The following is a 25,476-nucleotide window of genomic DNA, read 5'->3' on the forward strand; positions in this document are numbered from 1 at the left end:
AAATAACATCCTAACAATCAGTTATCTACAGAATAAATCATTATATTTATCTGCTATTTTCGAGTTAATAACAATAGTTCCCTCCAGTTTTTAGATTATTTCAGTTCTAGTTCAACCAATATTTAATTCACCATATCATGAAATCTTATCAAAAAATACTCTTGGCATTTTTGGCTATTGGTGTCATACTTTATATTTCATTACAAGAAATTAAAGAGGATAAAAGTAAAAATACACAATATGCTTCTTTGAATTTTATAAAATGTACCACTGCTAAATTTTTATTGGATGATATTGACAGTACAAAACAGATATCTCCTTTGTTTGAAAACTTAGGGAATCATGGTTTTCCAATAACCACAGCAGTAAAAGATGCGCAAACTTTCTTTAATCAAGGTTTAAAATTAACCTACGCGTTTAACCATGCAGAAGCACATCGTTCTTTTATGGAAGCTGCTAGATTAGATTCCAAATCTGCTATGTCTTATTGGGGCCAAGCTTATGTTTTGGGTCCAAACATTAATGACCCGATGCCAGACAATGAAAGAAGAAAAAAAGCATGGGAGGCATTGGAAAAAGCACAAAAAAATAAATCTAAAACAACTGCAAAAGAACAAGCCTTAATTGAAGCGCTTTCTTCTAGATATTCAAAGGATAGCACAGCTGACATAGGTGAGCTCAACATGGCCTATATGGAAGCGATGGAAGAAGTAGCCCTACAATTTCCTAAAGATGCGGATGTAAAAACTTTGTATGCTGCATCAGTAATGAACACCGTTCCATGGAATTATTGGGACAAGGATGGAAATCCTTCGCCTAACATAAAAGAAGCTAAAGCTGCACTTGAAAATGCTATTGCAATAAATCCAAATAATCCAGGAGCGCACCATTATTATATTCACATGGTAGAACTTCCAAAACCTGATTTAGCTGAACCAAGCGCTGATAAACTAGGTACATTAATGCCTGCTGCCGGTCATATTGTGCATATGCCTTCCCATATATATATTAGAGTAGGACGCTATCTGGATGCGGTAAAAGCAAATCAAAAAGCTATACTAGCTGATGAGGATTACATTTCCCAATGTTATTCCCAAGGTATGTACCCATTAGGATATTACCCGCATAATATTCACTTTTTATGGTCAGCTGCCAGCCTACTTGGAAATAGTGAAATTGCACTCGATGCTGCTAAAAAAACTGCTGAAAAAGTCCCAGTCGGGGAAATGAAAGAATTACATTTTCTTCAAAATTTTGCAGCCACTCCACTTTTAGCATATGTAAGGTTTGGTAAATGGAATGATATTTTAACAATTCCAAGTCCAAATTCAGAAATTAAACATCTTAAATTGATTTGGCATTATGCACGGGGTGTCGCATTCACCAGAAAAAATAATCTAAAGGAAGCCAAGGAAGAATTAGATGCTATTAAAGCCATGCTAAAAGACCCTAAAATGAAAGAACTAATGGCGGTAGGTTTTGATTCTAGTTATACCATAGCAGAATTAGCTTATGAAGTGGTTGCAGGTGAGATAGCTGCATTGGAAGGTCTTAATGATACTTCAATCAAACATCTAAAAAAAGCTGTTAAGCTAGAAGATAACTTGGTTTATAATGAACCCTCTGCTTGGTACATTCCTCCAAGACAAAATTTAGGAGCGGTTTTAATGAAGGCAAAAAAGTATGAGGAAGCTGAAGAAATTTATCGTGAAGACTTAAAGGATTTAAGACAAAATGGTTGGTCACTCACTGGACTATACAAAAGCTTAGAAGCTCAAGGGAAAAATGAAGAGGCAAAAAAAGTAAAACTAGAACTAGAAAAAGCGTGGGAGCATTCTGATTTAGAACTGAGCAGTTCAGTTCTCTAATTTGTGATTTCCTTTTTTGCTAGTTGAAATTCAGCAACCATTTCTTCCAGAATTTGGGCGGCTGGTTTAATATCATATATTAAAGCAGAAACCTGACCTATTTCTAGCTCGCCTTCTAGTAAATCCCCCTCGAACATGCCTCGCTTTGCTCTAGCTCTACCCAGCACTTGTTTCAGTTCTTCAACAGAAGCACCATTGGCATAGGCTTTCTGTACATCTTGGTAAAACTTGTTCTTAAGTAACCTAACGGGAGCTAATTCTTTTAGTGTCAATTGTGTATCCCCTTCACTGGCTTTCACAACTTCCTCCTTAAAAAGTTGATGTGAAGAAGCTTCTATACTAGCTACAAAACGACTGCCAACTTGAACACCATCAGCTCCTAAAACCATAGCAGCCAACATTTGAGGCCCAGTAGCGATACCTCCAGCAGCAATTAAAGGAATTTGTAATTTTTCTTTTACTGCAGGAATCAAAACCAGTGTTGTAGTTTCATCACGACCATTATGCCCACCTGCTTCAAAACCTTCAGCCACTATCGCGTCTACACCAGCTTCTTGGGCTTTTAAGGCAAACTTCACACTACTAACGACGTGCACTACCGTTATACCCTTTTCTTTTAAAAAGGAAGTCCATGTTTTTGGGTTACCGGCAGATGTAAATACAATTTTAACCCCTTCGTCAACGATAATAGACATCAACTTATCTATATCTGGGTAGAGCATCGGAATATTTACTCCAAATGGCTTAGATGTGGCTTTCTTACATTTTTGAATATGCTCGAGCAAAACTTCAGGATACATGCTGCCAGCACCAATTAAACCTAGTCCCCCAGCATTAGATACGGCAGAGGCCAAACGCCATCCGCTTGCCCAGATCATCCCTGCTTGAATTATAGGGTATTGTGTCTTAAAAAGGTCTGTTATTTTGTTTTGCATATGACTAAGATATGACACCTGAACCAATCAACTCATCTTCAATATACCATGCTACAAATTGACCTTCAGCTATTGCAGATTGTTTTTCAGTAAAATCCACATAAAGTCCACCATTTACTCTGTAAAGTGTGGCTTCTTGCAATGGTTGCCGATATCTAATTCTAGCCGACACTTTCATGGCATCATCTAGCTTTAAGGATAAATCTTCACGAACCCAGTGTAATTCATCCTCTTTTACAAAAAGTGTTTTACGGAAAAGACCTGGATGGGCTTTTCCTTGACCAGTATATATGATGTTATTATTAACATCTGTCTCTAAAACAAATAAAGGTTCTTTAGTTCCACCTACATCCAATCCTTTTCGTTGTCCAATAGTAAAAAAATGTGCACCTTGATGGTTGCCCACTACTTTACCATCGGTAATGGAATATTTAGGCTTATCAGAGTGGTGTTCTAATTCTGAAATTTTATCCTGAAATTCTGAGACTCCATTGTTGTAATGAGCAGCATTAGCCGGAACTTCTACGATAACCCCTTCTTTAGGTTTTAACTTCTGTTGTAAAAAATCTGGTAAACGAACCTTACCAATAAAACATAATCCTTGTGAATCCTTTTTATCGGCAGTTACCAAATTGTTTTCTGATGCTATTTTTCTAACCTCTGGCTTTATTAATTCTCCTATTGGAAAAAGAGTTTTAGCTAGCTGTTCTTGGGAAAGCTGGCATAAAAAATAGGATTGATCTTTGTTTCCATCAACACCAGCTAAAAGTCGAAAAGTTTCTGTTCCATCTTCATTCTTGATTACCCCCTTCCTACAGTAATGACCAGTAGCCACAAAATCCGCTCCCAATCCAAGGGCAATCTTCAAAAATACATCAAACTTAATTTCGCGATTGCAAAGTACATCAGGGTTAGGCGTGCGCCCTTTTTCATATTCATTGAACATATAATCAACAATGCGTTCTTTGTATTCCACACTTAGGTCAACCGTTTGAAAAGGTATTCCCAATTTTTCAGCTACAATCAATGCATCGTTGCTATCCTCAAGCCAGGGGCATTCATCAGAAATGGTAACGGAATCATCGTGCCAATTCTTCATAAAAAGCCCTATGACTTCATATCCCTGCTCCTTAAGCAAGTATGCAGATACACTTGAATCTACTCCCCCAGATAAACCAACAATTACTTTCTTTTTCATCGCCATTAAAATCAATTGCAAAAATACAAAATAACCCTGTCAAAAGCCTTAATGGACCATTTCTAAAGTAGAAATATTTATTTTGATAACGTTATTTATTGTTTAACATAAAATTGTATTTATAAAACAATAGTGAAAGCCCGACATATTACAATATTAAATACTGAATGGATGCTCAATCCATCATGAGCAATTTTTATTATTATTTTAAGATGATTTTTAGAATTATGAATGTTTTTGTTAAATATTTTATAAATAAAGTTAAACAAAAGCAACCAATTCATTTTTGTTCAATCTTTATTAAAAATTAATGAACATTACTTTTAAACCTAAAAATTACTAAAAATGAAACATCTAAGGAAAGTACTAGTATTATCTGCACTATGTTTTTTATTTCTTGCCTCATGTAGTGATGATGACAATGGAACACAAACCATGGTCGAACCCACTATTGCAGAATTGGCCATCTTAAGTTCTGATTTGTCAACCTTGGTTCAAGCGCTTGACAGGGCACAATTAGTGACAACTTTACAAGGTCCAGGGCCTTTTACCGTATTTGCCCCAACTAATGCAGCTTTCGATTCTTTTCTAGCAGCTAATAATTTCGACTCCTTAGATGATGTCCCAACAGACGTTTTAACACAAGTTCTTCTCAATCATGTAGTTTCTGGTGAAAATTTCTCAGATGATTTGACAACCGGATACATCTCAAGCTTATCTACTGCTGGTCCTAATGGGCGTAACTTAAGCCTTTTTGTAAGCATAGGTTCAGCAGTCTCCATAAATAATGCCGAAGTCAGTGAACCTAATGTGGATGCTTCAAATGGGGTTATTCATATTGTTGATGAAGTTATTGGTTTACCTACGATAGTTGACCATGCCGTTAACAATCCAGACTTTTCAGAACTTGTTGGTGCATTAACTGCGAATAACAATACTACTTTCACAGACTTACTTTCAGATACTGCAACAAACTTTACTGTATTTGCCCCTGTTAATGCTGCATTTACCACATTTACAAACCCAAACAGTAATGATATTGACAATATTCTTTCTTATCATGTATTATCTGGTACTGCCGCCTTTTCTGATGCTTTAATGAATATGTATGTATCTACAGCTGGCACAAACTCAGACGGTGATGCTTTAAGTCAATATGTAAATACAGATGATGGTGTAACCATTAATGGTACTAGCAATGTAGCGGTAGCTGACGTTGTTGCAATCAACGGGGTTGTTCATGCTGTTGATGCGGTCATTGATTTACCTTCGGTAGTAACATTTGCAACAGCTGACCCTAACTTCTCTACATTGGTGCAAGCGCTTACTGAGCTAACTCCAAGTGTTGATTTTGCTGGAGTACTATCTGCACAAGATGGAAATGGTGACGACCCTTTCACAGTATTTGCTCCAACAAATGATGCGTTTGCTGCTATTACAGTACCAGATGAAGCAGGCTTGATTCCTGTCTTACAACATCATGTTTTAGCTGGAATAAATGTTCGCTCCGAAGATTTAATGCCTAACGGCGTTACGAATGTACTTACACTCGAAGGTGATATTTTATCGATAACCCTGCCTGGAACAGAAGATAATATCGCAGATGTGACGGATGGTGCTGGAAATGATGGTATAGGAATCATCGCAGTAGATGTTCAAGCAAACAATGGTGTAATCCATGTTTTAAATACCGTTTTACTACCAGATACAACAAACTAAATAAATAGGGTCGCACTTAGAACATGCGACCCTATTCTTTTAACTAACATTCTAAAACACTGAAAATGAAAAAAATCCTCACGCTCAAAAACTTAATGCTCCTGCTATTCATGTCTGTATTTGTTCTGTCATGTGATAAAGATGAAGAAGGAATGCAAGAAATGGAAAATCAAAATAATATTGTTGAAACAGCTCAAGGAGAAGAATCCTTAGGTTCCCTAGTGGCAGCTTTAGCAAAAGCAGATGAGAATGAAGACTCAGATTTAGTAGGTACTTTAAGTGGAAATGGACCTTTTACCGTTTTTGCACCTACTAATGAGGCTTTTACAGCTTTGTTACAAAACCTTGAAGGTTTTGATTCTTTAGAAGATTTTGATACTGAAGAAGAGAAAAGTTTATTGGCAACAATTCTTAAATACCATGTTGTTGCTGGAACAGCCGCTGCTTCAACAGATTTATCTGAAGGCCAAACAATTACTACGGTCCAAGGAGAGAACGTATCAATTAGTTTAGAAGGTGGTGTATTTATTGGTGATGCTACGGATACAGATGCAGAAGTTACAGGAGCAGATGTTGAAACTTCTAATGGTATTGTTCACATAATAAACAAAGTATTACTTCCACAAGAAGTACTTAATGCATTAAATCCCCCGCAAGATTTGGTTGATTTAGTAGTTGCCACTGAAGCGCTTTCTATATTAGAAGCAGCTGTAATCAAAGCAGATTTAGTAGAAACCCTGAAAAGCGAGGGACCTTTTACCGTTTTTGCACCTACAAATGATGCTTTTGTAAATTTATTAATGACATTAGGAGATGATTACAGTTCACTAGATGATTTTGATACTGAAGAAGAGATAGCATTACTTCGCGATATCCTATTATACCATGTAATCCCTGCAAAAGTTCTCGAAGCTGACTTAGCAGCTGGTACTGTTGAGACAGCATTGGCAGAAAACAGTATTGAAATTATTGCCGAAGGTGAAACTTTTGTTATTGGAGATGCTACAGAAACAAATGCTACAATCACTGGTACAGATATAATGGCTACCAATGGTGTCGCACATACCATAAATAAAGTATTATTGCCTCAATCCGCTATTGATTTTGTTGCTAGCCTTGAACTCAAGAACATAGTTGAAATCGCTGTTGCTACAGACGATTTAAGTCTATTGGTGGATGCCTTGACTGCGGCAAATGCTGGATTGGTTGAAACTTTAAGTGGAGATGGACCTTTTACCGTATTTGCTCCAACAAATCAAGCCTTTATTGACTTGCTTGGGATATTAGGCGATGATTACCATTCTCTTGCAGATTTTGATACGCAGGAAGAACTGGATTTATTGGTAGATATACTCACGTACCATGTAGTGTCCGGAACTGCTGCCTTCTCAGCTGATTTGTCCAATGGGCAAACCATTGGGACCGTAAACGGAGATGCTGTAGGTATTAACCTGAAAGATGGTACGGTGCATGTAGTTGATGCCACTGATGATAACGCTACAGTTGCTATTCCTGATGTTGAGGCCAGTAATGGGGTTGTACATGTTATCAATAAGGTATTGCTTCCACAATCTGCCGTTGATTTTGTAGCCAGTCTTCAATTAAAGAACATTGTGGAGATTGCAATTGCAACAGATGATTTAAGTCTATTGGTGGATGCCTTGACTGCGGCCAACGCTGGATTGGTTGAAACTTTAAGCGGAGATGGCCCTTTTACCGTATTCGCTCCAACCAACCAGGCCTTTATTGACTTATTAGGAATATTGGGCGATGATTACAATTCCCTAGCGGATTTTGATACCCAAGAAGAATTGGATTTATTGATAGATATACTTACATACCATGTTGTGTCTGGAACTGCAGCTTTCTCAACAGATTTGTCCAATGGACAAACCATTGGGACCGTAAACGGAGATACCGTGGGCATAAATCTCAAGAATGGAACTGTACATGTAGTTGATGCTACTGATGATAATGCTACAGTTGTTATTCCAGATGTTGAGGCCAGTAATGGGGTTGTACATGTTATCAACAAAGTATTGCTTCCACAGTCAGCCGTTGATTTTGTAGCCAGTCTTCAATTAAAGAACATAGTGGAGATTGCAATTGCTACAGATGACTTAAGTTTGTTAGTTGATGCTTTAATAGCTGCCGATGCAGGTTTAGTAGAAGCTTTAAGCGGAAATGGTCCATTTACAGTATTTGCGCCAACAAACCAAGCTTTTGCAAATCTATTAGATATTTTAGGTGATGACTTTCACAGTTTATCAGACTTTGACACTGAAGCAGAAATAGATATTTTAATCAAAGTGCTTAAGTATCATGTGGTAGCTGGTGTCGCCGCATTCTCTGACGATTTATCTGATGGACAGGAAATAGAAACATTACAGGGAGAAAATGTTACCGTCAACTTAAATCATGGTGTATTTATTCAAGATGCAACGGAAACAGACGCTGAAGTTGTAATACCAAATGTGGAAGCTAGTAATGGAGTAGTTCATGTAATTAATAAGGTATTACTACCTCAAGAAGTATTGGACATTCTCTTCCCGCCAACTCCAAACATTGTTGAACTTGCGCAATCTGTTGATAATTTAAGCCTTTTAGTCGATGCTTTGGTACAAGCTGACGCAGGTTTAGTGGAAGCTTTAAGTGGAGAAGGTCCTTTCACTGTATTCGCGCCAACAAATCATGCTTTTGCTAACTTATTACATCAACTTGGTAGCAACTATAATAGTTTAGCCGATTTTGATACTCCAGAAGAAAAAGAGCTTTTAGCAAAAATATTGACTTATCATGTTGTTGCTGGTGATGCTGTAGCATCTGCTGATTTAAGTAACCATCAAGAATTTGAAACCTTACAAGGTGAATCAATTTTTGCCATTTTAAATCATGGTGTTTTCATTAGGGACAAAACCCATGTAGATGCTCGAGTTACTGGTGCCGACAATGTAGCTAGTAATGGTATAGTACATATTATTAACAAAGTATTATTACCACAAGAAGTGTTAGATGCCTTACATTAATAAAGTGTAGTTATCGACTACAAAAAAGCCTCTCTTTAGTTTAAGAGAGGCTTTTTTCATCTAAGGTTTTAACCGTTCGTCGATGAGACATCAAAAGGGTATCTTTTACCATACAAAAAACCCACCTTGACAACTATTAATTTTATATGAAGCTATTAGGTCGCATCTTTGAGGTCCCGAATCTTTCCAAACTATGCCTATTATGGCGAAGGCTTCCTCCTTGCGGAGGAAGCTTTTTTATAAAAAGTTCCCCTAACGGTTTTTATTGCAACGCTATTGCATTTATTCCATTCCAATAAAAAGTTTACGGTTTTTCCTCAAGAACAACATCAATGACTTCATATCCATCCTCTATGGCTTTATAGACAGCTTCGTTAAGTTCGTAAGCAGGGATTCCTTCAAAATCAATTTCCGAAGCATCTTCCGGTAATTCCGGAACAACAGCACCTATTGGCGCTTGGGCCACCTCAAATTCCTCATTTTCCTGAGCCCTATAAAAAACCCCGGCAGCATATCGGTAACGCACTCCCCTAACCGTTAAGGCTATGGCAGCGGCGGGCAATCGTCTTAAACGGAATCCCCTAGGTGGAAATGCCCTAACATAGGCCCTATTTCTACGCACATAATACATACTGCCAACAGGATAAAAAGTAGCGTTTCTGTAAACCAAAGGTCTAGTATTGGCTGGAAGACGGCGTAATGTCCTTCGGGCTACCCGTCTGTTCACACGACGTACCACCTTTCGTTTTACACGTCGTTCTTTTCTGGCTTTTCGAATCTCATTTTGACGAGAAGTTTGGGCTTCAATGGTTGAAGTTGGAACAAGAAATAAAGCAAAAAATATAAATATTAAAAGTCTCATAATATATATAACTAATGGTTAATACATCTCTTAGACCTTATCGCCCCAAAAAGGTTTAATCCCTACCTTTTCCCAGCTTTCTTCTGAGCTTCAGCCTGTTCCATCATCTCACGCATTTTCTTCTGAAATTTGTTTTCCTTTTTAGGTTTCTTTTTGTTCTCCTGTATCTGAGCATGAATCTTTTCATTATCCAAGATATAATTCTTTATTACCAACATAATACCTATGGTAATCAAATTGGATATAAAATAATATAAACTTAATCCACTAGCATAGTTGTTAAAGAAAAACAACATCATTAAAGGGGATAGGTACATAATAAACTTCATATTTGGCATACCAGGCTGTTGTTGCATTTGCATACTCTGACCCGTAGTCATCATCATATAAAAGAAAATGGCAACCGATGCTAAAATTGGAAATAAACTAACATGGTCTCCATAAAAAGGGATCGTAAATGGGAGATTAAAAATAGTATCATAAGAACTCAAATCTTCCGCCCATAAAAATGATTTTTGTCGCAATGCGAATGATGTGGGAAAGAACATGAACAGCGAATAGAAAATTGGCAATTGTAATAGTGCTGGTATACAACCACTCATAGGGCTCACTCCTGCCTTTCCATAAAGCTTCATCGTCTCTTGTTGCTTTTTCATGGCATTGTCCTTGTACTTCTCATTTAGCTCTGTTATCTCTGGTTTTAAGACTTTCATCTTTGCTTGAGAGAGATAAGATTTATAGGTTACTGGAGAAAGTGCCAACCTAACGATAATGGTCATTACAATAATTGCAATACCATAAGGTAAAAATGAACTCAAAAAACCATAAAATGGAGTAAAGACATGTCTATTGATCCACCCGAAGATCCCCCATCCAAATGGGATAGAATCCACAAGACCCAAATCTTCATAGTTACTTAAAACGTTCTCATCGGTTGGTCCATAATACCAATGCATATTTTGCGTTAATTCCCCTCCTTTTAATTGAAGAGGTGTTTTAGTATAAAACTCTTTGGTAAAAAGGGTTTCTTTACTTTCTTCTTCTACCAAATTAGTGGAAGTGAGTTCAGCAGTATCAAAATGGTCATCCGTTGCAAGAATAGTGCTAAAAAAGTGTTGTCGATAAGATAGCCACTTAACATCTACCTCTGTCTCTTCGTCCAAATCACTACTTTCAGATAGTTTGCTAATCTTTCCATCGTCATGGTTGTAAGTCAATCGAGTATATCTGTTCTCATACTGGACACTTTTATTATGGCGAATACCTTTTAATTTCCATTCTAAATCTAAAGGCCTTGAGGAATTTAAGACCCCATTTAGTCCTTGTGAACGTATCGTAAAATCCACCAAATAATCATTTGGTTTCATTTCATATCGATATTCCAGAAATTGATTGTTAGAAACTTTTGCCTTAAGGGAAAGTATTTGATTGTCCCCGCTATTGGTTAATTCAGGTTCAAAAAACAGATCAGCAGTACTCAATACTCGATTATCATTTGTGGAGAAAGAAATCGCAAAATTTGCATTGTTGTCTTTCACTAAATAAATTGGAATGGAGTCGTAGGTAACAAAGTTTTTCATCTTGGCCTCAACAACTTGACCTCCCTTATTGGAAACTTCCAAGTAAAGAACTTCATTCTCCAACTTGGTAGTCTCATTAGCAGTTTTAGTGAAACCAAATGCTCCAACTGTGCTTTTATAATTTGCTACGGCAGTTGAATCATTTACATTAATGACAGCTGGTTTTTGTTCTACTATTTTCTGAACCTCGGTAGTCTTGCTCTCTACTTCTAGCTGTTCTTGTTCTGCTTTTTTTGCTTCAAGTTCTTCTGGTGTAGGCTGATTAAAATAGAACATCGCTATCATTACGGCAAAAATTAATACAAAGCCAATGACCGTATTAATATCAAACTTCTTTTCTTCCATGAAAGTTATTTAGTGTTGCTTATCTGCGAACCTAATAGTTGGCAAATATATATCCAAATGTGGTTTTTATGCCAAACTGGCATTAGTTTGTTGTAGTTTTTGTTGCAAAACAGCCTTTACAAAACCTACGAATAAGGGATGTGGGTTGGCAACCGTACTTTTATATTCTGGGTGATATTGCACCCCAACAAACCAAGGATGGGAAGGGATTTCAATAATTTCAACTAGATTGGTCTCCTTATTTACACCAGAAGCCATAAGTCCAGCAGCTTCTAACTCGTTCTTATAATCATTATTAAACTCAAAACGGTGACGGTGGCGTTCAGAAATTTCTGATTTACCATTATAAACTTCTTTAACCAATGTGCCATCTTTCAACTCGCAGTCCCAAGCTCCTAAGCGCATTGTGCCTCCTTTATTGGTAACCGTTTTTTGCTCTTCCATTAAATTAATAACAGGAGTTGGCGTGTTTTCATCCATTTCAGTAGAGTTGGCATTGGTATAACCCAAAATATTTCGGGCATATTCAATTACAGCCATTTGCATTCCCAGACAGATTCCTAAAAAAGGAACTTTATTCTCTCGTGCATAACGCACTGCCAGTATTTTACCCTCTATACCTCGCTCACCAAAACCAGGAGCTACCAATATACCATCCAATCCACGCATCTTTTTATCCACATCTTTAGAAGTAATATGTTCGGAATGTATGGAACGTACATTTACTTTTACCTCGTTTGCAGCACCAGCGTGTATAAAAGATTCTAAAATAGATTTGTATGAATCTTGCAATTCTACATACTTCCCAATTAGACCAATGGTAACTTCTCCTTTAGGGTTTTTATGTTTGTTAAGAAACTCATTCCAGTTTGTCAAATCAGTTTCCGTAGTATCTGGCAATGCTAATTTTTGAAGCGCAACAGTATCCAGACCCTCTTCCTGCATCATTACAGGTACATCATAGATAGTAGATGCATCAATAGACTGGATGACAGCCTCCTTTTTTACATTACAGAAAAGTGCAAGCTTATTCTTAATATCCTCAGAAATTTCATGTTCCGTACGACAGACCAAAATATCAGCTTTTATACCGCTCTCCATCAATGTCTTTACAGAATGTTGCGTTGGCTTAGTCTTAAGTTCTCCAGCGGCAGATAGATAAGGCACCAGCGTTAAATGAATTACGATTCCATTATTATCACCAAGTTCCCAAAGCAGTTGGCGTACTGCTTCAATGTAGGGTAAGGATTCAATATCACCAACAGTACCCCCGATTTCGGTAATTACAATATCATACTCACCACTTTTACCCAGAATTTGGATTCGTTCTTTAATCTCATTGGTAATATGCGGAACTACTTGTACGGTTTTACCCAAAAATTCTCCCCTACGTTCTTTTTCAATTACGCTTTGGTAAATCCTTCCCGTGGTAACATTATTGGCTTGAGATGTTTTTACATTTAAAAAACGTTCGTAGTGTCCTAAATCCAAATCTGTTTCAGCACCATCATCCGTAACGTAACATTCTCCATGTTCATATGGGTTGAGTGTACCAGGGTCTACATTAATGTACGGATCTAATTTTTGGATTGTGGTTTTGTAACCTCTTGCTTGTAGCAATTTAGCAAGGGATGCGGCGATAATACCTTTACCTAATGAAGATGTTACGCCTCCCGTAACAAAAATGTACTTGGTTTGTGACATGATTGTATCTAATGTTACGGGGCATAAAGGTAAGTATTATAGCCTGATATTTTTGTTAATCCTTCGGAAATTCTTTTCTTAATTTTCTAACTATTGGTTCTAATCCGTTAGACTTTATATCTAAAGTTGTTTGTAAATAGTCTCCTAATTTTCCACTTGGAAATCCATTCTGCTTAAACCATACAAGGTAGGCTATGGGCAAATCGACCAAATACCTATCCTTATACTTGCCAAAGGGCATTTTGTAATGCACTAATTCCAGTAGTTTATGTCTATCTGGTTTTATTTCCATTTAATTAGCTAAAAATACTATCTTTCTGTTTAGAAACATATATAATGAAACGGAGAGATTTTGTCACAGCAGCTACTATTGGCGCAGCTGGATTGGCCACCACACGATCTATTGCCCAATCTAAAAATCCAAGTCAAGATTTTAAACTAAAAAACAACATTAACCATAGTGTTTGCCAGTGGTGTTTTGGACATTTGCCATTGGAACAGTTTTTAAAAGAATTAAATGCATTGGGCATAAAGGCCCTGGATCTCATTGGACCAAAAGATTGGCCACTTCTAAAAGAGTATGATATTCATTGTTCTATGTGCAATGGTGCAGAAATAAGCCTTACTGAGGGGTGGAACGACCCAAAATATCATGAAGAATTAATTCAAAACTACACAAAAATAATCCCACAAGTTGCCGAAGCGGGTTATACCAATCTCATTTGTTTTAGTGGTAATCGTAGAGGAATCAATGATTATGTTGGTTTACAAAACTGTGTGGATGGCTTATCCAAAATTTTACCGCTGGCCGAAAAACATGGGGTTGTTATTCAAATGGAGTTGTTTAATCAAGTAAACCATCCAGATTATATGTGTGACAATTCGCTTTGGGGAGTGGAACTCTGTAAACATTTAGGAAGTGAGAACTTTAAATTGCTTTTTGATATTTACCACATGCAAATTCAAGAGGGAGACATCATAAGGAGTATTCAAAATTACCATACCTATTTTGGACATTATCATACCGCCGGAGTACCGGGCAGACATGAAATTGATGAAACCCAAGAACTATATTATCCCGCCATTATGAAAGCTATTTTAGATACTGGCTTTAAAGGTTACGTAGCACAAGAATTTATAGTGACTTGGGAAGATAAGATAGCAGCCTTAAAAGATGCTTTTTTACGTTGTGATGTTTAATTAGTTTCATCTAAAGCTGCGGCAATTTGTTTGTTCCAACGTAATTGCTGCTCGCGGTTTCTGGAAAAATTGGTTTCCCAATCGTAACGGTCTTGAAAATCTGACAATTCCTCGAGAGTTTCTTTATATATTTTTCTGATTTCTGATTTTACGTTATCGGAAAAAGAGGTCTCACTTAAACGTCTCCTCATTTTTCTGGCAAAAAGCTCTGATATATCAAAATGAAGTTGCTCGTGACTTAAAATTAGGTTATTGCATACATCGGGTTTATACCATGATTCATTGGGATAGAAAAATGCATTTACCTCAAAATCAAGCTTTACCTCGTGATGTATTAGATTGGCTGAATATTTATAACTAATTCCACTGGCGGTTGTAGCAGCTGGTACAGCATCTGGAGGAACAGCCCCTTTAAAATCTTCCCAAGTTAACCTGAAATCTTTATTCCATAGATAAGAATCTTCAATCTCTTGGGAAAAACAACTTAACCCTAGTAGAAGAAAAGCATACGATATAATTACTTTTTTGTCCAATTGAATGTTACTACTTTTTCAATATCTGGATGTAAGCTGTAGTGAACAGGGCAAGTATTAGCTGTTCTTTCTAAAATAGTTCTGTCTTTTTCTGAAACAGAAAAAGGCAGCTCAAAGTTCACTTCAATTTTTGAGATTCTTCTAGGGTCAGATGCCATATGTTTAGTAACTTCAGCAGAAGCACCTCTTAAATCCACCTCTATTCCTCTGGCTTTTATTCCCATCATGGTCAACATACAACTTGCCAATCCAGTTGCAACAGTATCAGTTGGAGAAAATGCTTCTCCTAGACCATTGTTATCCACTGGTGCATCTGTAATAAATTCATTGCCAGAACGTATATGTTGGCATGTTGTCCTTAATCCTCCAGTATAAGTAACTTTTGATGTCATTCTTTTATCTGCTTTACCTGTAACTTGTCATACTGCATCAAATAGGATGCCGTGTTAAAGTATCCTTTGGTCCACTCATTATAGTAATTAAATTTGTTACCGCTGTATTCCGTAAGACCTATTAACTGTGAAGTTGCTTCTAAGTTCTTTTCATATGCTAGTTTAAGAAGTATGTCGAAAGTCAAGTCAAAACCTCTTGTGGCGTAGCGGTCTGGTTCGTTTCCAAACTTTTTAGAATATGCTTCCGAAAAACTATCCCCAAAAGTTTCCCTATATGCAGAAGGGTAGGTAAATTTTAAGTTGGACAAATGGGGCATGGAAATCTCATCTCCATCAAAAGCACTGTTGTAATTTGTCGTGAACATACGTACCGTGTAGTTCTCTTCAGAATTTGCAGCATTTAAAATAGAGCTTATACTCGCAATAAGGTTTGGGGTCTTTGACTCTACAAATACCCAATACTCTTGATTTTCTGACAGCATCAAAAGAAAGTCTTCTAGGTGCAAGGAACCGTCTTTACTCATTTTAGCAACCCTTGCAGTAGGAAACTTTGAAAGTATAGAGTCCTTCGCAGCCTGATGTTCATCATCTGCAATGACCAAAATCTTTTCTTTGGTCTTTTTCTCGGCAACATAATCCAAAATTCTACCTCTTAATGTCTCGTCACTTGGCATAGAAAAGAAGACATTGTTTAAACTCAATTCACTTTTTGAAGCATAAGGCGCTATAACTGGAACGCTATAATTGGAAGCCTGTACTGCAACCTCACCTAACAAATTAGGACTTAAAGGTCCAACTATTGCATCTACATTAACAAGTGATTGTTGCTGTAGTATACTTTTAGTCTTTTCAAAGCTTAATTCGGTATCCAATGCTTTTACATTAACAGAAAGCCCCATCTTTTTCACAGAATCCAATGCAACCAGTGCTCCCGTGTAAAGTCCAAGGGCTGCACTCATATCCCTTCTTCCCGTAACTTGACTTTTTGTCTTTTTTCTATCATTAAAGTCGACACGGTCCAACCTAAATGGAAGTAGAAATATAAGATTGGGTCTATTATCAATATTGATACTATCAATCAGATTAATATTATCCAATACCAGTGCATTTTTTACCGCCAATTGTTTTTCCTTTATTCTAGGCAGCTTTAAGACCATCCCAGCTTTTAAGCCATTTTCTAGTTCTGGATTTAAAGCAAAAAGGGAATCACGCGAAATCTGAAGGTTTTGCGTTAACCTAAAGATATTTTGCTTTGGCTTTACCTCATAGAAAATATAGTTGTCCGTATTAACTATTTCTGTAGCGGGTTTTTGCTTGGGAAGTCGTAATACCATACCTTCTTTTAAACCTCCTACCTCATTAATCTCTGGGTTCAATTTTATAACTGAATCTATAGGTATTCCATAGTTTTGACTTATTCTAAAGATTCCTATGGACTTAGGCACGGTGTACGATTCAAAAATCACCGTTTCCTGTTCGTCAAGGCTATCTCCTTTTGGTCTTGGTAATTTTAATTCTTGTCCCACAGCCAGATAACTTGTATTCTTCGGCAATTCAGGATTCAATACTTCCAAACTATCAACTGTAATTCCGTATTTATTGGCAATACTCCAACGGGTTTCTTTAGCCTTAACCGTATACACCTCTACTTCAAGCTCTTCCTCTTCTTCAACTTCAGGGTATTCTGGAATTTGTAAAACCATTCCTTTTTGTAAAGGTTGGGAATACAAATCAGTGTTATATTTTTTTATTTGTTCTTCTGTGACCCCATAGCGTTGTGTAAGTCCAAACATGGTCTCACGTTTTCTCACTCTATGCCTCTTATATCCTATGGGTGCCTCTTGTTCAATTTTGGTTTTTTCTTCCGGCTCTTCTTTTTCAACAACCGTTTTTCCATCCACTTGGATTACCAAAATTGTGTTTGGTTTGATGTCGTCCGAATTTTTCAGTTCTTTATTCAGCTGAAGTATGGAATAAGGTGTAACTCTATACTGCTTTGCTATACTGGTTAGTGTTTCACCTTTCTTTACGTTATGCGTCACATATTTTTGTTGGGCCGTAACCTTGCAGCTCATTAAAAATATTATGGTCAATAGACCCAGCGTCTTAAAAACTAATCTTTTCATTATTCCCATTCTATTGTTGCAGGAGGTTTAGAACTAATATCATAAACAACGCGATTAACCCCTTTAACCTTGTTAATAATCTCATTGGACGTTTTTTGCAAAAACTCATAAGGTAAATTTACCCAATCTGCTGTCATACCATCAGTGCTTTCAACCGCCCTTAAAGCTACACATTTTTCATAGGTTCGTTCATCTCCCATTACACCTACACTATTTACGGGCAAAAGCATGGCTCCGGCCTGCCAAACCTTATCATAAAGTCCATTTTTTTTCAAACCATCAATAAAAATAGCATCTACCTCTTGTAATATAGACACCTTTTCCGGGGTAATGTCACCCAAAATACGAATCGCAAGCCCAGGTCCTGGAAATGGGTGCCTACCTAAAATTACAGCATCCATACCCATACTCTTTCCTACTCTCCTTACCTCATCTTTAAATAGCATTTTTAAAGGCTCTACTACTTTTAGCTTCATATAATCTGGTAATCCGCCTACATTATGATGGCTTTTTATGGTTGCTGATGGTCCACCCGTCACCGAAACGGACTCAATCACATCTGGATAAATAGTACCTTGTGCCAACCATGTAGCATTTTCTACCTGATTTGCTTCATCATCAAAAACCTCTATAAAAACGCGACCAATTGCTTTTCGTTTCTTTTCTGGGTCCGACTCCCCAGCCAAGGCATCCAAAAAACGTGCCGAAGCATCTACACCCTTTACGTTAAGTCCCATTCCTTTGTACTGTTCCAATACACTTGTGAACTCATTTTTACGTAACAATCCATTATTTACAAAGATGCAATGCAACTGACTCCCAATAGCCTTATGCAATAACATTGCGGCAACACTGGAATCTACCCCTCCAGATAATCCAAGAATTACTTTCTCTTCACCTATTTGTTCTTTAAGTGATGTAACCGTAGTTTCTACGAAAGCATCTGGCGTCCAATCTTGTTTTAGCCCAGCTATGTTCACCAAAAAGTTTTCCAATACCGTTTTTCCATCAGTGGAATGATATACTTCAGGGTGAAACTGTATACCATATGTTTCTTCACCATTAAATTTAAAAGCAGCATTTTCTACATCATTGGTACTGGCTAGAAGAGTGGTGTTCTCTGGTAGTTTTTTAATGGTGTCTGCATGGCTCATCCAAACTTGACTGTTTGCTGCAACATTCTTCAAAAAAGAGCTGCTGGAATCTAACTCGGATAAATTAGCCCTTCCGTATTCTCTTGTGTTGGATTTTTCTACACTCCCCCCATTAAAATGTGCCAAATATTGTGCTCCATAACATATTCCCAACAATGGCTTTTTACCCTTTATTTCAGATAAATCTGGATGCGGAGCATCTTCAGCTCTTACGGAATGTGGAGAGCCCGAAAGTATAACCGCCTTATAGTTGGATAAGTCTTTAGGTGATTTATTATATGGTTTGATTTCTGAGTAAATATTCAGTTCGCGCACTCTTCTAGCGATGAGTTGTGTATACTGCGAACCGAAGTCTAGAATTAGGACTTTGTTTTGCATGGGCAAAAATAGGAAAATGCCCTAATCTAAAAAGTATGTTTTTAAGGGAATTGCTAACAAGTTATCGAAAAGTACAATTGATTTTTAAAAGCTTGAAATTTAAAAGACTAAACAGTTCTTTTTCAATAGGTTGTTTTTAAATCCTTATTTTTATTAGGTGAACCAACTGATATGAAGCGTACTAATTTATCAATCTGTCTATGTCTTTTATTCGCTATAGCGCTTCATTCACAGAAAAGTCAAAAGCTTGATAGTATTCTCAACTATTATATCAAAAAAAACAAATCATTAGACAGCCTTTTAAAAATATCCCAAAAGAAAAATGATGACACTGTAAAAGTAGAAGCACTAGCAAGGCTTTACAATACTTTTCTATACAATACTCCTGAACTTGCAAAACGGTTTGCTAAAAAAGAACTTGAGATTTCTAGAACCATTGATTATAAAATGGGAATTGGATGGGCTACCTATCACCTAGGAGCTTATTTCCAAAATGCAAGTAATAACGATTCGGCAAGATACTACCTTCATAAATCATCATCCGTTCATAAAGAATTGGGCAATCATATCAATTATGCAAGTGTTATTAATTCTCTTGCGACCATTGATTATACTGAAGGTAAATATGATGAGGCAATAGAAAAATATGATGAAGCCCTCAATATCTATAGGGATAGCGACATGTATCAATATGCAATAACTCAGGGTGATCGCGCTAATATTTATATCAGTAAAGGATATTATAAAATAGCTTTACAGGAAACTTTAGGGGCGCTAAAGGTGCTAGACAGGGTACACGACAAACCATGGCGAGCAGCAGATGCCAGCCGACAAGTAGGATATATTGAATTTTTGAGAAAAAAATATGATAACGCTTTGAACTATTTCAGGAAAGCTGCCAAAGTTTACGAGGAGCAAAAAGACAATGTGTATCTATCCAGTATTCATAATGATATGGGAAATACATTTTTCTATCTCAAAAAAAGTGATTCCGCAATACACCATTTACAAATTGGACTAGCACTGGCCGAAGAAAATGGGATTTCTGAAAACGAGGGGAATTCGCTTTCCATTTTAGGAAAGGTTTTTACGCAAAAAGAAGAATATGGCAAGGCTCTTGAATATTTGAATAGAGCCTTAAAAATACATTCTACCAACAATTATAAGGTCAACATCCTATGGACTCAAAATGATATAGGAAATACTTATATACAAATGGGACAATCAGAAAAAGCTATACCCTTTTTGACTAGAACTATCCAAAGTGCAACCGGTAAGGGTCCAATCAATGAACTGAAAAATGCCCACAAATATCGGTTTGACTCCTATAGAAAACTTGGGCAATTGAACAAAGCCATTGAAGATCAATTGTCGTTCCAAAAATTAAATGATTCAATATTCAATGAAAAAAGTTCGCAACAGATAGAAGAACTGCGAACCATTTACGAAACCGAAAAAAAAGAACAGCAAATTGCACTTCAAGAAAAAGAAATAACAGTATTAGAACAAAGAGCATCCATAGGTAATCTTCAAAAACTTATTTTGGGTATTGGCTTGCTTTTATCGCTTATTGGTTTCTACGCAGTTCGTCAAAAAATGAAACGCAACCGATTAGAAAAAGAAAAGGTAGATGCAGAACTCGCATTTAAAAAGAAAGAGCTAACCACCCATGCCTTAAACCTTGCACGTAAAAATGAAACTTTGGAAAACCTAAAGCTAAAAGCGCAAGAGTTAAAAGAAAAAGAAAATATAGGAACTGGGTATAATCAATTAATTCGTTCCATCAACTTTGACCTACAAGATGATAACAATTGGGAAAACTTTTCTAGATATTTTGAAGAGGTGCATAAAGATTTTAATAGTAATGTTAAAGCAAAATATCCACAAGTCACTTCAAACGAATTGCGTCTTTTAGCACTTTTAAAGATGAATTTATCGTCAAAAGAGATTGCCAACATCTTAAATATTTCGGCAGAAGGGATAAAAAAAGCGCGCTATCGTCTCCGTAAAAAACTGGATATCACCACAGAGGATTCTTTGCAAGACCTCGTATTAAGCCTTTAAAATAAATACTTCTCAGAGTAGTCCACCATTTGTCCTTAAACTATTTTCAGGGTGTCCACCTATTGTCCACCCTCCTTTTTTTTATCCTCAAAACCAGCGTTTTAGGTTTGTATTGTCATTAAGTTGATACAACCAGTTTTGTGGTCTTGCTCGGCTAAGGGCTGCAGACCGTTACCGAGTGAGTCACGCAAAACAACTAATCCAGTTTAACCCACAAAACAAAAAATGATGAAAACAAATTTTAAATTTCTAAGTAGATTTTTTATGTTGCTGCTGTTTATTCTAGCAGTAGCATGTAGTAAAGATGATAATGGTGGTACAACCGACCCAGATGCTAAGATTGAAGAGATTGACCCTACCATTTCAACTAGCGAATTTGAGACGGACGAAGGTCAAATAGGTATTAGTCTTAGTGCCCGTGAAATTGCAAGAAGAGGCTATAATCCAGTTACTGCGGTAATTTCTATAGAATCATCTTCAAGTATTGAAGACCAAACTGTGCCCTTTGATGAATTCAGCAATTTAGCCATTCTCTCCTTTGAAAATGACGAACTCGAAGATGCCCTTGAAAATGAATTGAAAGGTGGGGTACCAGTACAAGTTAGTGTGCGTGACGAAAACGATGCAGTTTTGGCCACACAAGACTTTGCGAAACTATCTTTCACGGCGAGTCCTGCAGATGAAGAAATTGATGCTGAGGGATTAGACGACCTCTACGCCGAGGTAAGTCTGCGACCAGATTTAAAATATTATGTGCAGTTAGTGGATAAGGACAATAATGTAATAGGTGCTCCATCTTCACAACGCTATCCTGCCACTGGCACCTCCCCACCGACTGATATACGGCTGAGGGGGACCTTGAACTATTCCGAAGAACCTGAGCTCCTTGACACTTTCACGACTTATCATTTTGATAAGGTTCCTAACAATGAAGAATACTTCTCAATTGCTGCACATAACGGGGACGATATTCATTATTTATATATGCTAAATGGTCAACTTAATATTCAAAGTAAGGGAAATCTAGTTGTAAATGGGAGCAACACCAACGTTGAAGATTTTCAAGCTTATTGGTTCAAAATAGAAAAAGAAGGACCTGGTCTTTTCAAAATTGTACCTCGAGGTACTGAAAATCCTTTGATTTTATCTAGCAGTAATTTTGTCGTTGCCGACAGCAGTACACCTACAAATCCTAGTTACTTTAGAATATTACTTTTTGATATAGACTGGGATATACTAGTGGTTGATTCGCAATTTTCCAAACCTATCATGCCTTCTTCAGCCACCAATAGTGCCTATAACAGTACTTTGAGAAACTGTAGTAGCGGGACTTTGACACAAACCGTAGGAGAAAGCACCTCGATTAGCACAACCCAAGTTGCAGGTTACGAAGAAACTATGTCCATTTCCACTACAAACACCGCTGGTGTTGAAGTTAGTGTAGAAGTATCTTACGAAGCCGAGGCCAAATTTTTTGGCAGTGGTACCAAAAAATCAATCACCGGTTCAATAACCGGCAGCTATGAATATTCGAAAACCGCAACAGAGACCAATACCAGATCTCGTAGCTTAAGTACTGAAAAATCTGTTGAAGTTTCAGTATCAAGAGAGGTGGGTGTTCCACCGGGAACTGCTATTGCTGTTGCAGATATTTATCAGCAGTATCAAAATATCAGGGTGCCTTTTGTGCAAAAGTTTAGGATTGAAGGAACTTATCAAGAAAACGATATGCCCTTGACCGGTCAAGAAATTTTGACCCAATTTGCGTTCAACAGCTTTACTGGAGTTGTCACGGAGGTTGCGGACAATCATATTGAGGTAACAGTGCGCGGCAATACCATTATTGATAGAATTATCGAGGCCTCAACTGAAACCAGAGATATAGTCGATGCTTGTAGCAATTAAATTTTATTTTGAGTTAGTTAGAAATGAAAAGCCTCGGGAACCACTCCGAGGCTTTTAAAATAAAATCAAAACCAACCTAAACACATGAATTAACCAATTCATATTTTTTTAAAGGTTAAAAAACCTTTTTCATAGTAATTTTTATATAAAACAACCCTCTTTAAAAAAACCCTACCTACTTTTTCATTTATTTTTGAAAAAAGTAAGGAATGGAGAAAATACTCTTTGAACAACTTAAAAGTGAGCTGGTAAATGGATACTCAAAAAGGGGACATCCGTTCCGTTATTTTACCTTGGCCACCAATGATGAAACAAATACTCCACAACAACGTACCGTTGTCCTAAGAAAAGTAAATTCTGAGCTTGAGTTATTATTTTATACTGATAGGCGTACCAGCAAAATTCAACACTTATTGGCAAATAACAATGTTTCTGCATTGTTCTACCATCCCAAAAAAATGTTACAACTTAAGATTGAGGGAACAGCTGAAATTGTCAACGATATAAAAATTATAGCATCCCTTTGGAGTGGTATACCATTAAAATCCAGAAAGGATTACACTACCCAATTTGCCCCGGGAAGTTTAATACAAAATCCAGATGAAATTGATTATTTAAATGAAGAGAATCATTTTTGCATTGTTCGGATTATACCTAAACAAATAGAATATTTAAGGCTTAAGCAACCTAATCACTTACGGGCTTTGTTCAAAAAAGAAAATGCAAGATGGAAAGGAAACTTTTTAGTTCCTTAACTACCCTTTGCATAGCATTTCAACAAGCTCAGCTTGAAAATCGGAACTGATAATACCTAATTTCGCAAGACCAAAAACTTGTTTTTTATTGGTTCCAGTGCTTTAATAAGCATAGGAATTAATGCTGCGCCATACTCCAAATACAATTCTGAAAAATTAAGTTGTCTCTCTTGTAAAGATTGATTTGGGAAAAGTTGGTTCTGTAGCTCAGTCAATCTAACCACTTGGTCCTTTAATTTTCGTTTTTGGGCTTTCAACAATCGTTTCTCAAGAGCATCCAATCCTTTCTTTTGTTTTACTTCCTGTGCTTTCACAGCACCTAAAAAAGATTTATCGGTTTTTTCTGCAAGCTCGTACATTTTTGAGAATTGCTCTTCCAGATACTTTTTCTGTGGAGCAAAGTCTATATCTATGTTTGAAATCTTTCTAATTTTCTTATTGATAAGCTGGTTTTGTTTTAAAAACAAATCTGCTATAGACAAATCTAGCTTGTCAACTTTTTGGGCTAGCTTCTCTGTCATTACCAAGGCAGAGTTCCGTAACAAGAGCATTGGAAAAGTAACGTTTAAAGCTTCAAAATAATCCTTAAGCTCTAACCAATATGCCAATTCACCACCTCCGCCAATGTAGCATAGATTGGGCAAAATCACTTCTTGATATAAAGGGCGTGCTATTACATTAGGTGAAAAACGTTCAGGATAGGTTTCCAACTCCTTTTGTAATTCCTCTTGAGTGAATTTAATTTCGGTATCATTAATAAAGTAGATTCCATCTTTCTCAACAATACGTTCCCGAATATTATCTTTTAGATAGAAGTAATTAATTTCTCTAGGATTTACCTGAATCTTATACCACTCTGATACAGCTGTTAAATTTTCAATTGATTTTGAAACTACTTGATACGGAAGTCGTTCAAAAATATCCTTTTTAGCATATGGGATAAGCAAGCGTTTTAAATTAGCATCGTCCCCATCTACAATTACCAATCCGTACGCACCAAATAATTCATTGGCCAGAAAACGAGTAGCATCAGTAAGTATTTCGTGTTCTAAATATGCTTTGCGGAACAATACTTTTAAATCATTTGCATTGTTGGTCTCACCGAAAGTCTTGGTAATTACCTCAAAAACTGCATCTAAACCTTCGGTCGATAAACGCCCTACCCCTCCAGAGGCTTTGGTATTCCACTGGATTTTCTTTCCGTCAAAATTAAAATAGTTGATTTCATCAAAATCATGATCTTCTGTAGCCATCCAATATACTGGTACAAAATTATAATCTGGATGTTTTTCTTTAAGTTGTTCAGTGAGATTGATGGTGGAAATTATCTTATATAGAAAATATAATGGTCCAGTAAATAAGTTTAATTGGTGCCCAGTAACAATTGTAAAGGTGTTTTTTTGCTCTAATAAATCAATATTAGCAAGTGTGTCTTCGGAGGTAATTATGTTTTGATATTGCTTTTTTAAGGAATCTCTAAGGATTTTTCTTTTCTCTTGAGTAAAGTTTTTAGCCTTTTCTTCTATTTGAGCTTTAAAATTGCTAAGCTCTGGCATTCTATTGTAAAAAGGTTTTAGCCCCTCTTTTCTATCTAAATAGTCACAAATCAAATCAGAAAAATATCCAGTCTCCCGGAAATCGATACAGTCTACTTCCATAAAAAGCATAAAAACGGGTTAAAGATAAGCTACTTGCATTTTTCCATTCCTAAAAATACGTTAATTGCCAAATA

General features: G+C 36.7%; 18 protein-coding genes. 7 read left to right on the forward strand and 11 right to left on the reverse strand.

What is annotated here, in order from left to right; translation table 11 throughout:
• Positions 1 to 137 precede the first annotated feature (137 nt).
• The gene (locus AACP56_RS03760; protein WP_339333277.1) at positions 138 to 1,868 is read left to right on the forward strand and encodes a tetratricopeptide repeat protein; all 1,731 of its coding nucleotides are present in this window, start codon (positions 138 to 140) and stop codon (positions 1,866 to 1,868) included.
• On the opposite strand, the gene AACP56_RS03765 is transcribed toward AACP56_RS03760, so the two are convergent.
• Entirely contained in the window at positions 1,865 to 2,803 is a 939-nt protein-coding gene (locus tag AACP56_RS03765) for an NAD(P)H-dependent flavin oxidoreductase (protein ID WP_339333275.1), read from the reverse strand. The two genes, AACP56_RS03760 and AACP56_RS03765, sit on opposite strands and share 4 nt — an antisense overlap.
• A gap of 4 nt (positions 2,804 to 2,807) precedes the next feature.
• A complete protein-coding gene (gene mnmA / locus AACP56_RS03770; protein ID WP_339333273.1) occupies positions 2,808 to 4,001 on the reverse strand; it encodes a tRNA 2-thiouridine(34) synthase MnmA in 1,194 nt (397 codons plus the stop codon).
• Between the two features lie 345 nt (positions 4,002 to 4,346).
• Between mnmA and AACP56_RS03775 the strand changes: the two genes are divergently transcribed.
• Together AACP56_RS03775 and AACP56_RS03780 are read left to right on the forward strand one after the other, a co-directional pair.
• Positions 4,347 to 5,720 (forward strand): fasciclin domain-containing protein, encoded by a 1,374-nt coding sequence (locus AACP56_RS03775; RefSeq protein ID WP_339333271.1) that lies wholly within the window; start codon positions 4,347 to 4,349, stop codon positions 5,718 to 5,720.
• Positions 5,721 to 5,785: 65 nt separating this feature from the next.
• The gene (locus AACP56_RS03780) at positions 5,786 to 8,746 is read left to right on the forward strand and encodes a fasciclin domain-containing protein (RefSeq protein WP_339333269.1); all 2,961 of its coding nucleotides are present in this window, start codon (positions 5,786 to 5,788) and stop codon (positions 8,744 to 8,746) included.
• A 304-nt stretch (positions 8,747 to 9,050) separates the two neighbouring features.
• On the opposite strand, the gene AACP56_RS03785 is transcribed toward AACP56_RS03780, so the two are convergent.
• From AACP56_RS03785 to AACP56_RS03800, 4 genes are all read right to left on the reverse strand, one after another.
• The gene (locus AACP56_RS03785) at positions 9,051 to 9,608 is read right to left on the reverse strand and encodes a DUF6515 family protein (protein ID WP_339333267.1); all 558 of its coding nucleotides are present in this window, start codon (positions 9,606 to 9,608) and stop codon (positions 9,051 to 9,053) included.
• 62 nt (positions 9,609 to 9,670) lie between these two features.
• Positions 9,671 to 11,533: a membrane protein insertase YidC gene (gene yidC, locus AACP56_RS03790; RefSeq protein ID WP_339333265.1), complete on the reverse strand. Its 1,863-nt coding sequence runs from the start codon at positions 11,531 to 11,533 to the stop codon at positions 9,671 to 9,673.
• A 66-nt stretch (positions 11,534 to 11,599) separates the two neighbouring features.
• Positions 11,600 to 13,237, reverse strand: a complete 1,638-nt coding sequence (locus AACP56_RS03795) for a CTP synthase (protein WP_339333263.1) — start codon at positions 13,235 to 13,237, stop codon at positions 11,600 to 11,602.
• Between the two features lie 55 nt (positions 13,238 to 13,292).
• Entirely contained in the window at positions 13,293 to 13,529 is a 237-nt protein-coding gene (locus AACP56_RS03800) for a DUF3820 family protein (protein WP_339333261.1), read from the reverse strand.
• Positions 13,530 to 13,573: 44 nt separating this feature from the next.
• Here AACP56_RS03800 and AACP56_RS03805 point away from each other — a divergent pair, with 44 nt between their 5' ends.
• Positions 13,574 to 14,437, forward strand: a complete 864-nt coding sequence (locus AACP56_RS03805) for a hydroxypyruvate isomerase family protein (RefSeq protein ID WP_339333259.1) — start codon at positions 13,574 to 13,576, stop codon at positions 14,435 to 14,437.
• Here AACP56_RS03805 and AACP56_RS03810 read toward each other — a convergent pair.
• The 4 genes from AACP56_RS03810 to guaA are packed head-to-tail and all read right to left on the reverse strand — an operon-like array spanning position 14,434 to position 19,020.
• Positions 14,434 to 14,970: a DUF922 domain-containing protein gene (locus tag AACP56_RS03810; protein WP_339333257.1), complete on the reverse strand. Its 537-nt coding sequence runs from the start codon at positions 14,968 to 14,970 to the stop codon at positions 14,434 to 14,436. The two genes, AACP56_RS03805 and AACP56_RS03810, sit on opposite strands and share 4 nt — an antisense overlap.
• Positions 14,955 to 15,362 (reverse strand): OsmC family protein, encoded by a 408-nt coding sequence (locus tag AACP56_RS03815; RefSeq protein WP_339333255.1) that lies wholly within the window; start codon positions 15,360 to 15,362, stop codon positions 14,955 to 14,957. Before AACP56_RS03815 ends, AACP56_RS03810 begins: the two co-directional genes overlap by 16 nt.
• Entirely contained in the window at positions 15,359 to 17,488 is a 2,130-nt protein-coding gene (locus AACP56_RS03820; RefSeq protein ID WP_339333253.1) for a PBP1 and LysM peptidoglycan-binding domain-containing protein, read from the reverse strand. Before AACP56_RS03820 ends, AACP56_RS03815 begins: the two co-directional genes overlap by 4 nt.
• A complete protein-coding gene (gene guaA / locus AACP56_RS03825) occupies positions 17,488 to 19,020 on the reverse strand; it encodes a glutamine-hydrolyzing GMP synthase (RefSeq protein WP_339333251.1) in 1,533 nt (510 codons plus the stop codon). Before guaA ends, AACP56_RS03820 begins: the two co-directional genes overlap by 1 nt.
• 171 nt (positions 19,021 to 19,191) lie before the next feature.
• Between guaA and AACP56_RS03830 the strand changes: the two genes are divergently transcribed.
• The 3 genes from AACP56_RS03830 (at position 19,192) to AACP56_RS03840 (ending at position 23,744) form a co-directional block, all read left to right on the forward strand.
• Positions 19,192 to 21,084 (forward strand): tetratricopeptide repeat protein, encoded by a 1,893-nt coding sequence (locus AACP56_RS03830; protein ID WP_339333249.1) that lies wholly within the window; start codon positions 19,192 to 19,194, stop codon positions 21,082 to 21,084.
• 228 nt (positions 21,085 to 21,312) lie between these two features.
• The gene (locus AACP56_RS03835; RefSeq protein WP_339333247.1) at positions 21,313 to 22,989 is read left to right on the forward strand and encodes a hypothetical protein; all 1,677 of its coding nucleotides are present in this window, start codon (positions 21,313 to 21,315) and stop codon (positions 22,987 to 22,989) included.
• A gap of 209 nt (positions 22,990 to 23,198) precedes the next feature.
• On the forward strand, positions 23,199 to 23,744 hold the full coding sequence (locus AACP56_RS03840; protein WP_339333245.1) for a pyridoxamine 5'-phosphate oxidase family protein: 546 nt from the start codon (positions 23,199 to 23,201) through the stop codon (positions 23,742 to 23,744).
• A 56-nt stretch (positions 23,745 to 23,800) separates the two neighbouring features.
• On the opposite strand, the gene bshC is transcribed toward AACP56_RS03840, so the two are convergent.
• Positions 23,801 to 25,402 (reverse strand): bacillithiol biosynthesis cysteine-adding enzyme BshC, encoded by a 1,602-nt coding sequence (gene bshC / locus AACP56_RS03845; protein ID WP_339335468.1) that lies wholly within the window; start codon positions 25,400 to 25,402, stop codon positions 23,801 to 23,803.
• Positions 25,403 to 25,476: the final 74 nt, after the last annotated feature.

The organism is Croceitalea sp. MTPC6 (assembly GCF_036985525.1).
Taxonomy (GTDB): domain Bacteria; phylum Bacteroidota; class Bacteroidia; order Flavobacteriales; family Flavobacteriaceae; genus Croceitalea.

What these genes read in the sequence shown, in the direction of transcription:
- AACP56_RS03760 (WP_339333277.1), top strand. Translation starts at nt 138, where the DNA reads ATGAAATCTTATCAAAAAATACTCTTGGCATTTTTGGCTATTGGTGTC.
- AACP56_RS03765 (WP_339333275.1), bottom strand. Translation starts at nt 2,803, where the DNA reads ATGCAAAACAAAATAACAGACCTTTTTAAGACACAATACCCTATAATT.
- mnmA (WP_339333273.1), bottom strand. Translation starts at nt 4,001, where the DNA reads ATGAAAAAGAAAGTAATTGTTGGTTTATCTGGGGGAGTAGATTCAAGT.
- AACP56_RS03775 (WP_339333271.1), top strand. Translation starts at nt 4,347, where the DNA reads ATGAAACATCTAAGGAAAGTACTAGTATTATCTGCACTATGTTTTTTA.
- AACP56_RS03780 (WP_339333269.1), top strand. Translation starts at nt 5,786, where the DNA reads ATGAAAAAAATCCTCACGCTCAAAAACTTAATGCTCCTGCTATTCATG.
- AACP56_RS03785 (WP_339333267.1), bottom strand. Translation starts at nt 9,608, where the DNA reads ATGAGACTTTTAATATTTATATTTTTTGCTTTATTTCTTGTTCCAACT.
- yidC (WP_339333265.1), bottom strand. Translation starts at nt 11,533, where the DNA reads ATGGAAGAAAAGAAGTTTGATATTAATACGGTCATTGGCTTTGTATTA.
- AACP56_RS03795 (WP_339333263.1), bottom strand. Translation starts at nt 13,237, where the DNA reads ATGTCACAAACCAAGTACATTTTTGTTACGGGAGGCGTAACATCTTCA.
- AACP56_RS03800 (WP_339333261.1), bottom strand. Translation starts at nt 13,529, where the DNA reads ATGGAAATAAAACCAGATAGACATAAACTACTGGAATTAGTGCATTAC.
- AACP56_RS03805 (WP_339333259.1), top strand. Translation starts at nt 13,574, where the DNA reads ATGAAACGGAGAGATTTTGTCACAGCAGCTACTATTGGCGCAGCTGGA.
- AACP56_RS03815 (WP_339333255.1), bottom strand. Translation starts at nt 15,362, where the DNA reads ATGACATCAAAAGTTACTTATACTGGAGGATTAAGGACAACATGCCAA.
- AACP56_RS03820 (WP_339333253.1), bottom strand. Translation starts at nt 17,488, where the DNA reads ATGAAAAGATTAGTTTTTAAGACGCTGGGTCTATTGACCATAATATTT.
- guaA (WP_339333251.1), bottom strand. Translation starts at nt 19,020, where the DNA reads ATGCAAAACAAAGTCCTAATTCTAGACTTCGGTTCGCAGTATACACAA.
- AACP56_RS03830 (WP_339333249.1), top strand. Translation starts at nt 19,192, where the DNA reads ATGAAGCGTACTAATTTATCAATCTGTCTATGTCTTTTATTCGCTATA.
- AACP56_RS03835 (WP_339333247.1), top strand. Translation starts at nt 21,313, where the DNA reads ATGAAAACAAATTTTAAATTTCTAAGTAGATTTTTTATGTTGCTGCTG.
- AACP56_RS03840 (WP_339333245.1), top strand. Translation starts at nt 23,199, where the DNA reads ATGGAGAAAATACTCTTTGAACAACTTAAAAGTGAGCTGGTAAATGGA.
- bshC (WP_339335468.1), bottom strand. Translation starts at nt 25,402, where the DNA reads ATGGAAGTAGACTGTATCGATTTCCGGGAGACTGGATATTTTTCTGAT.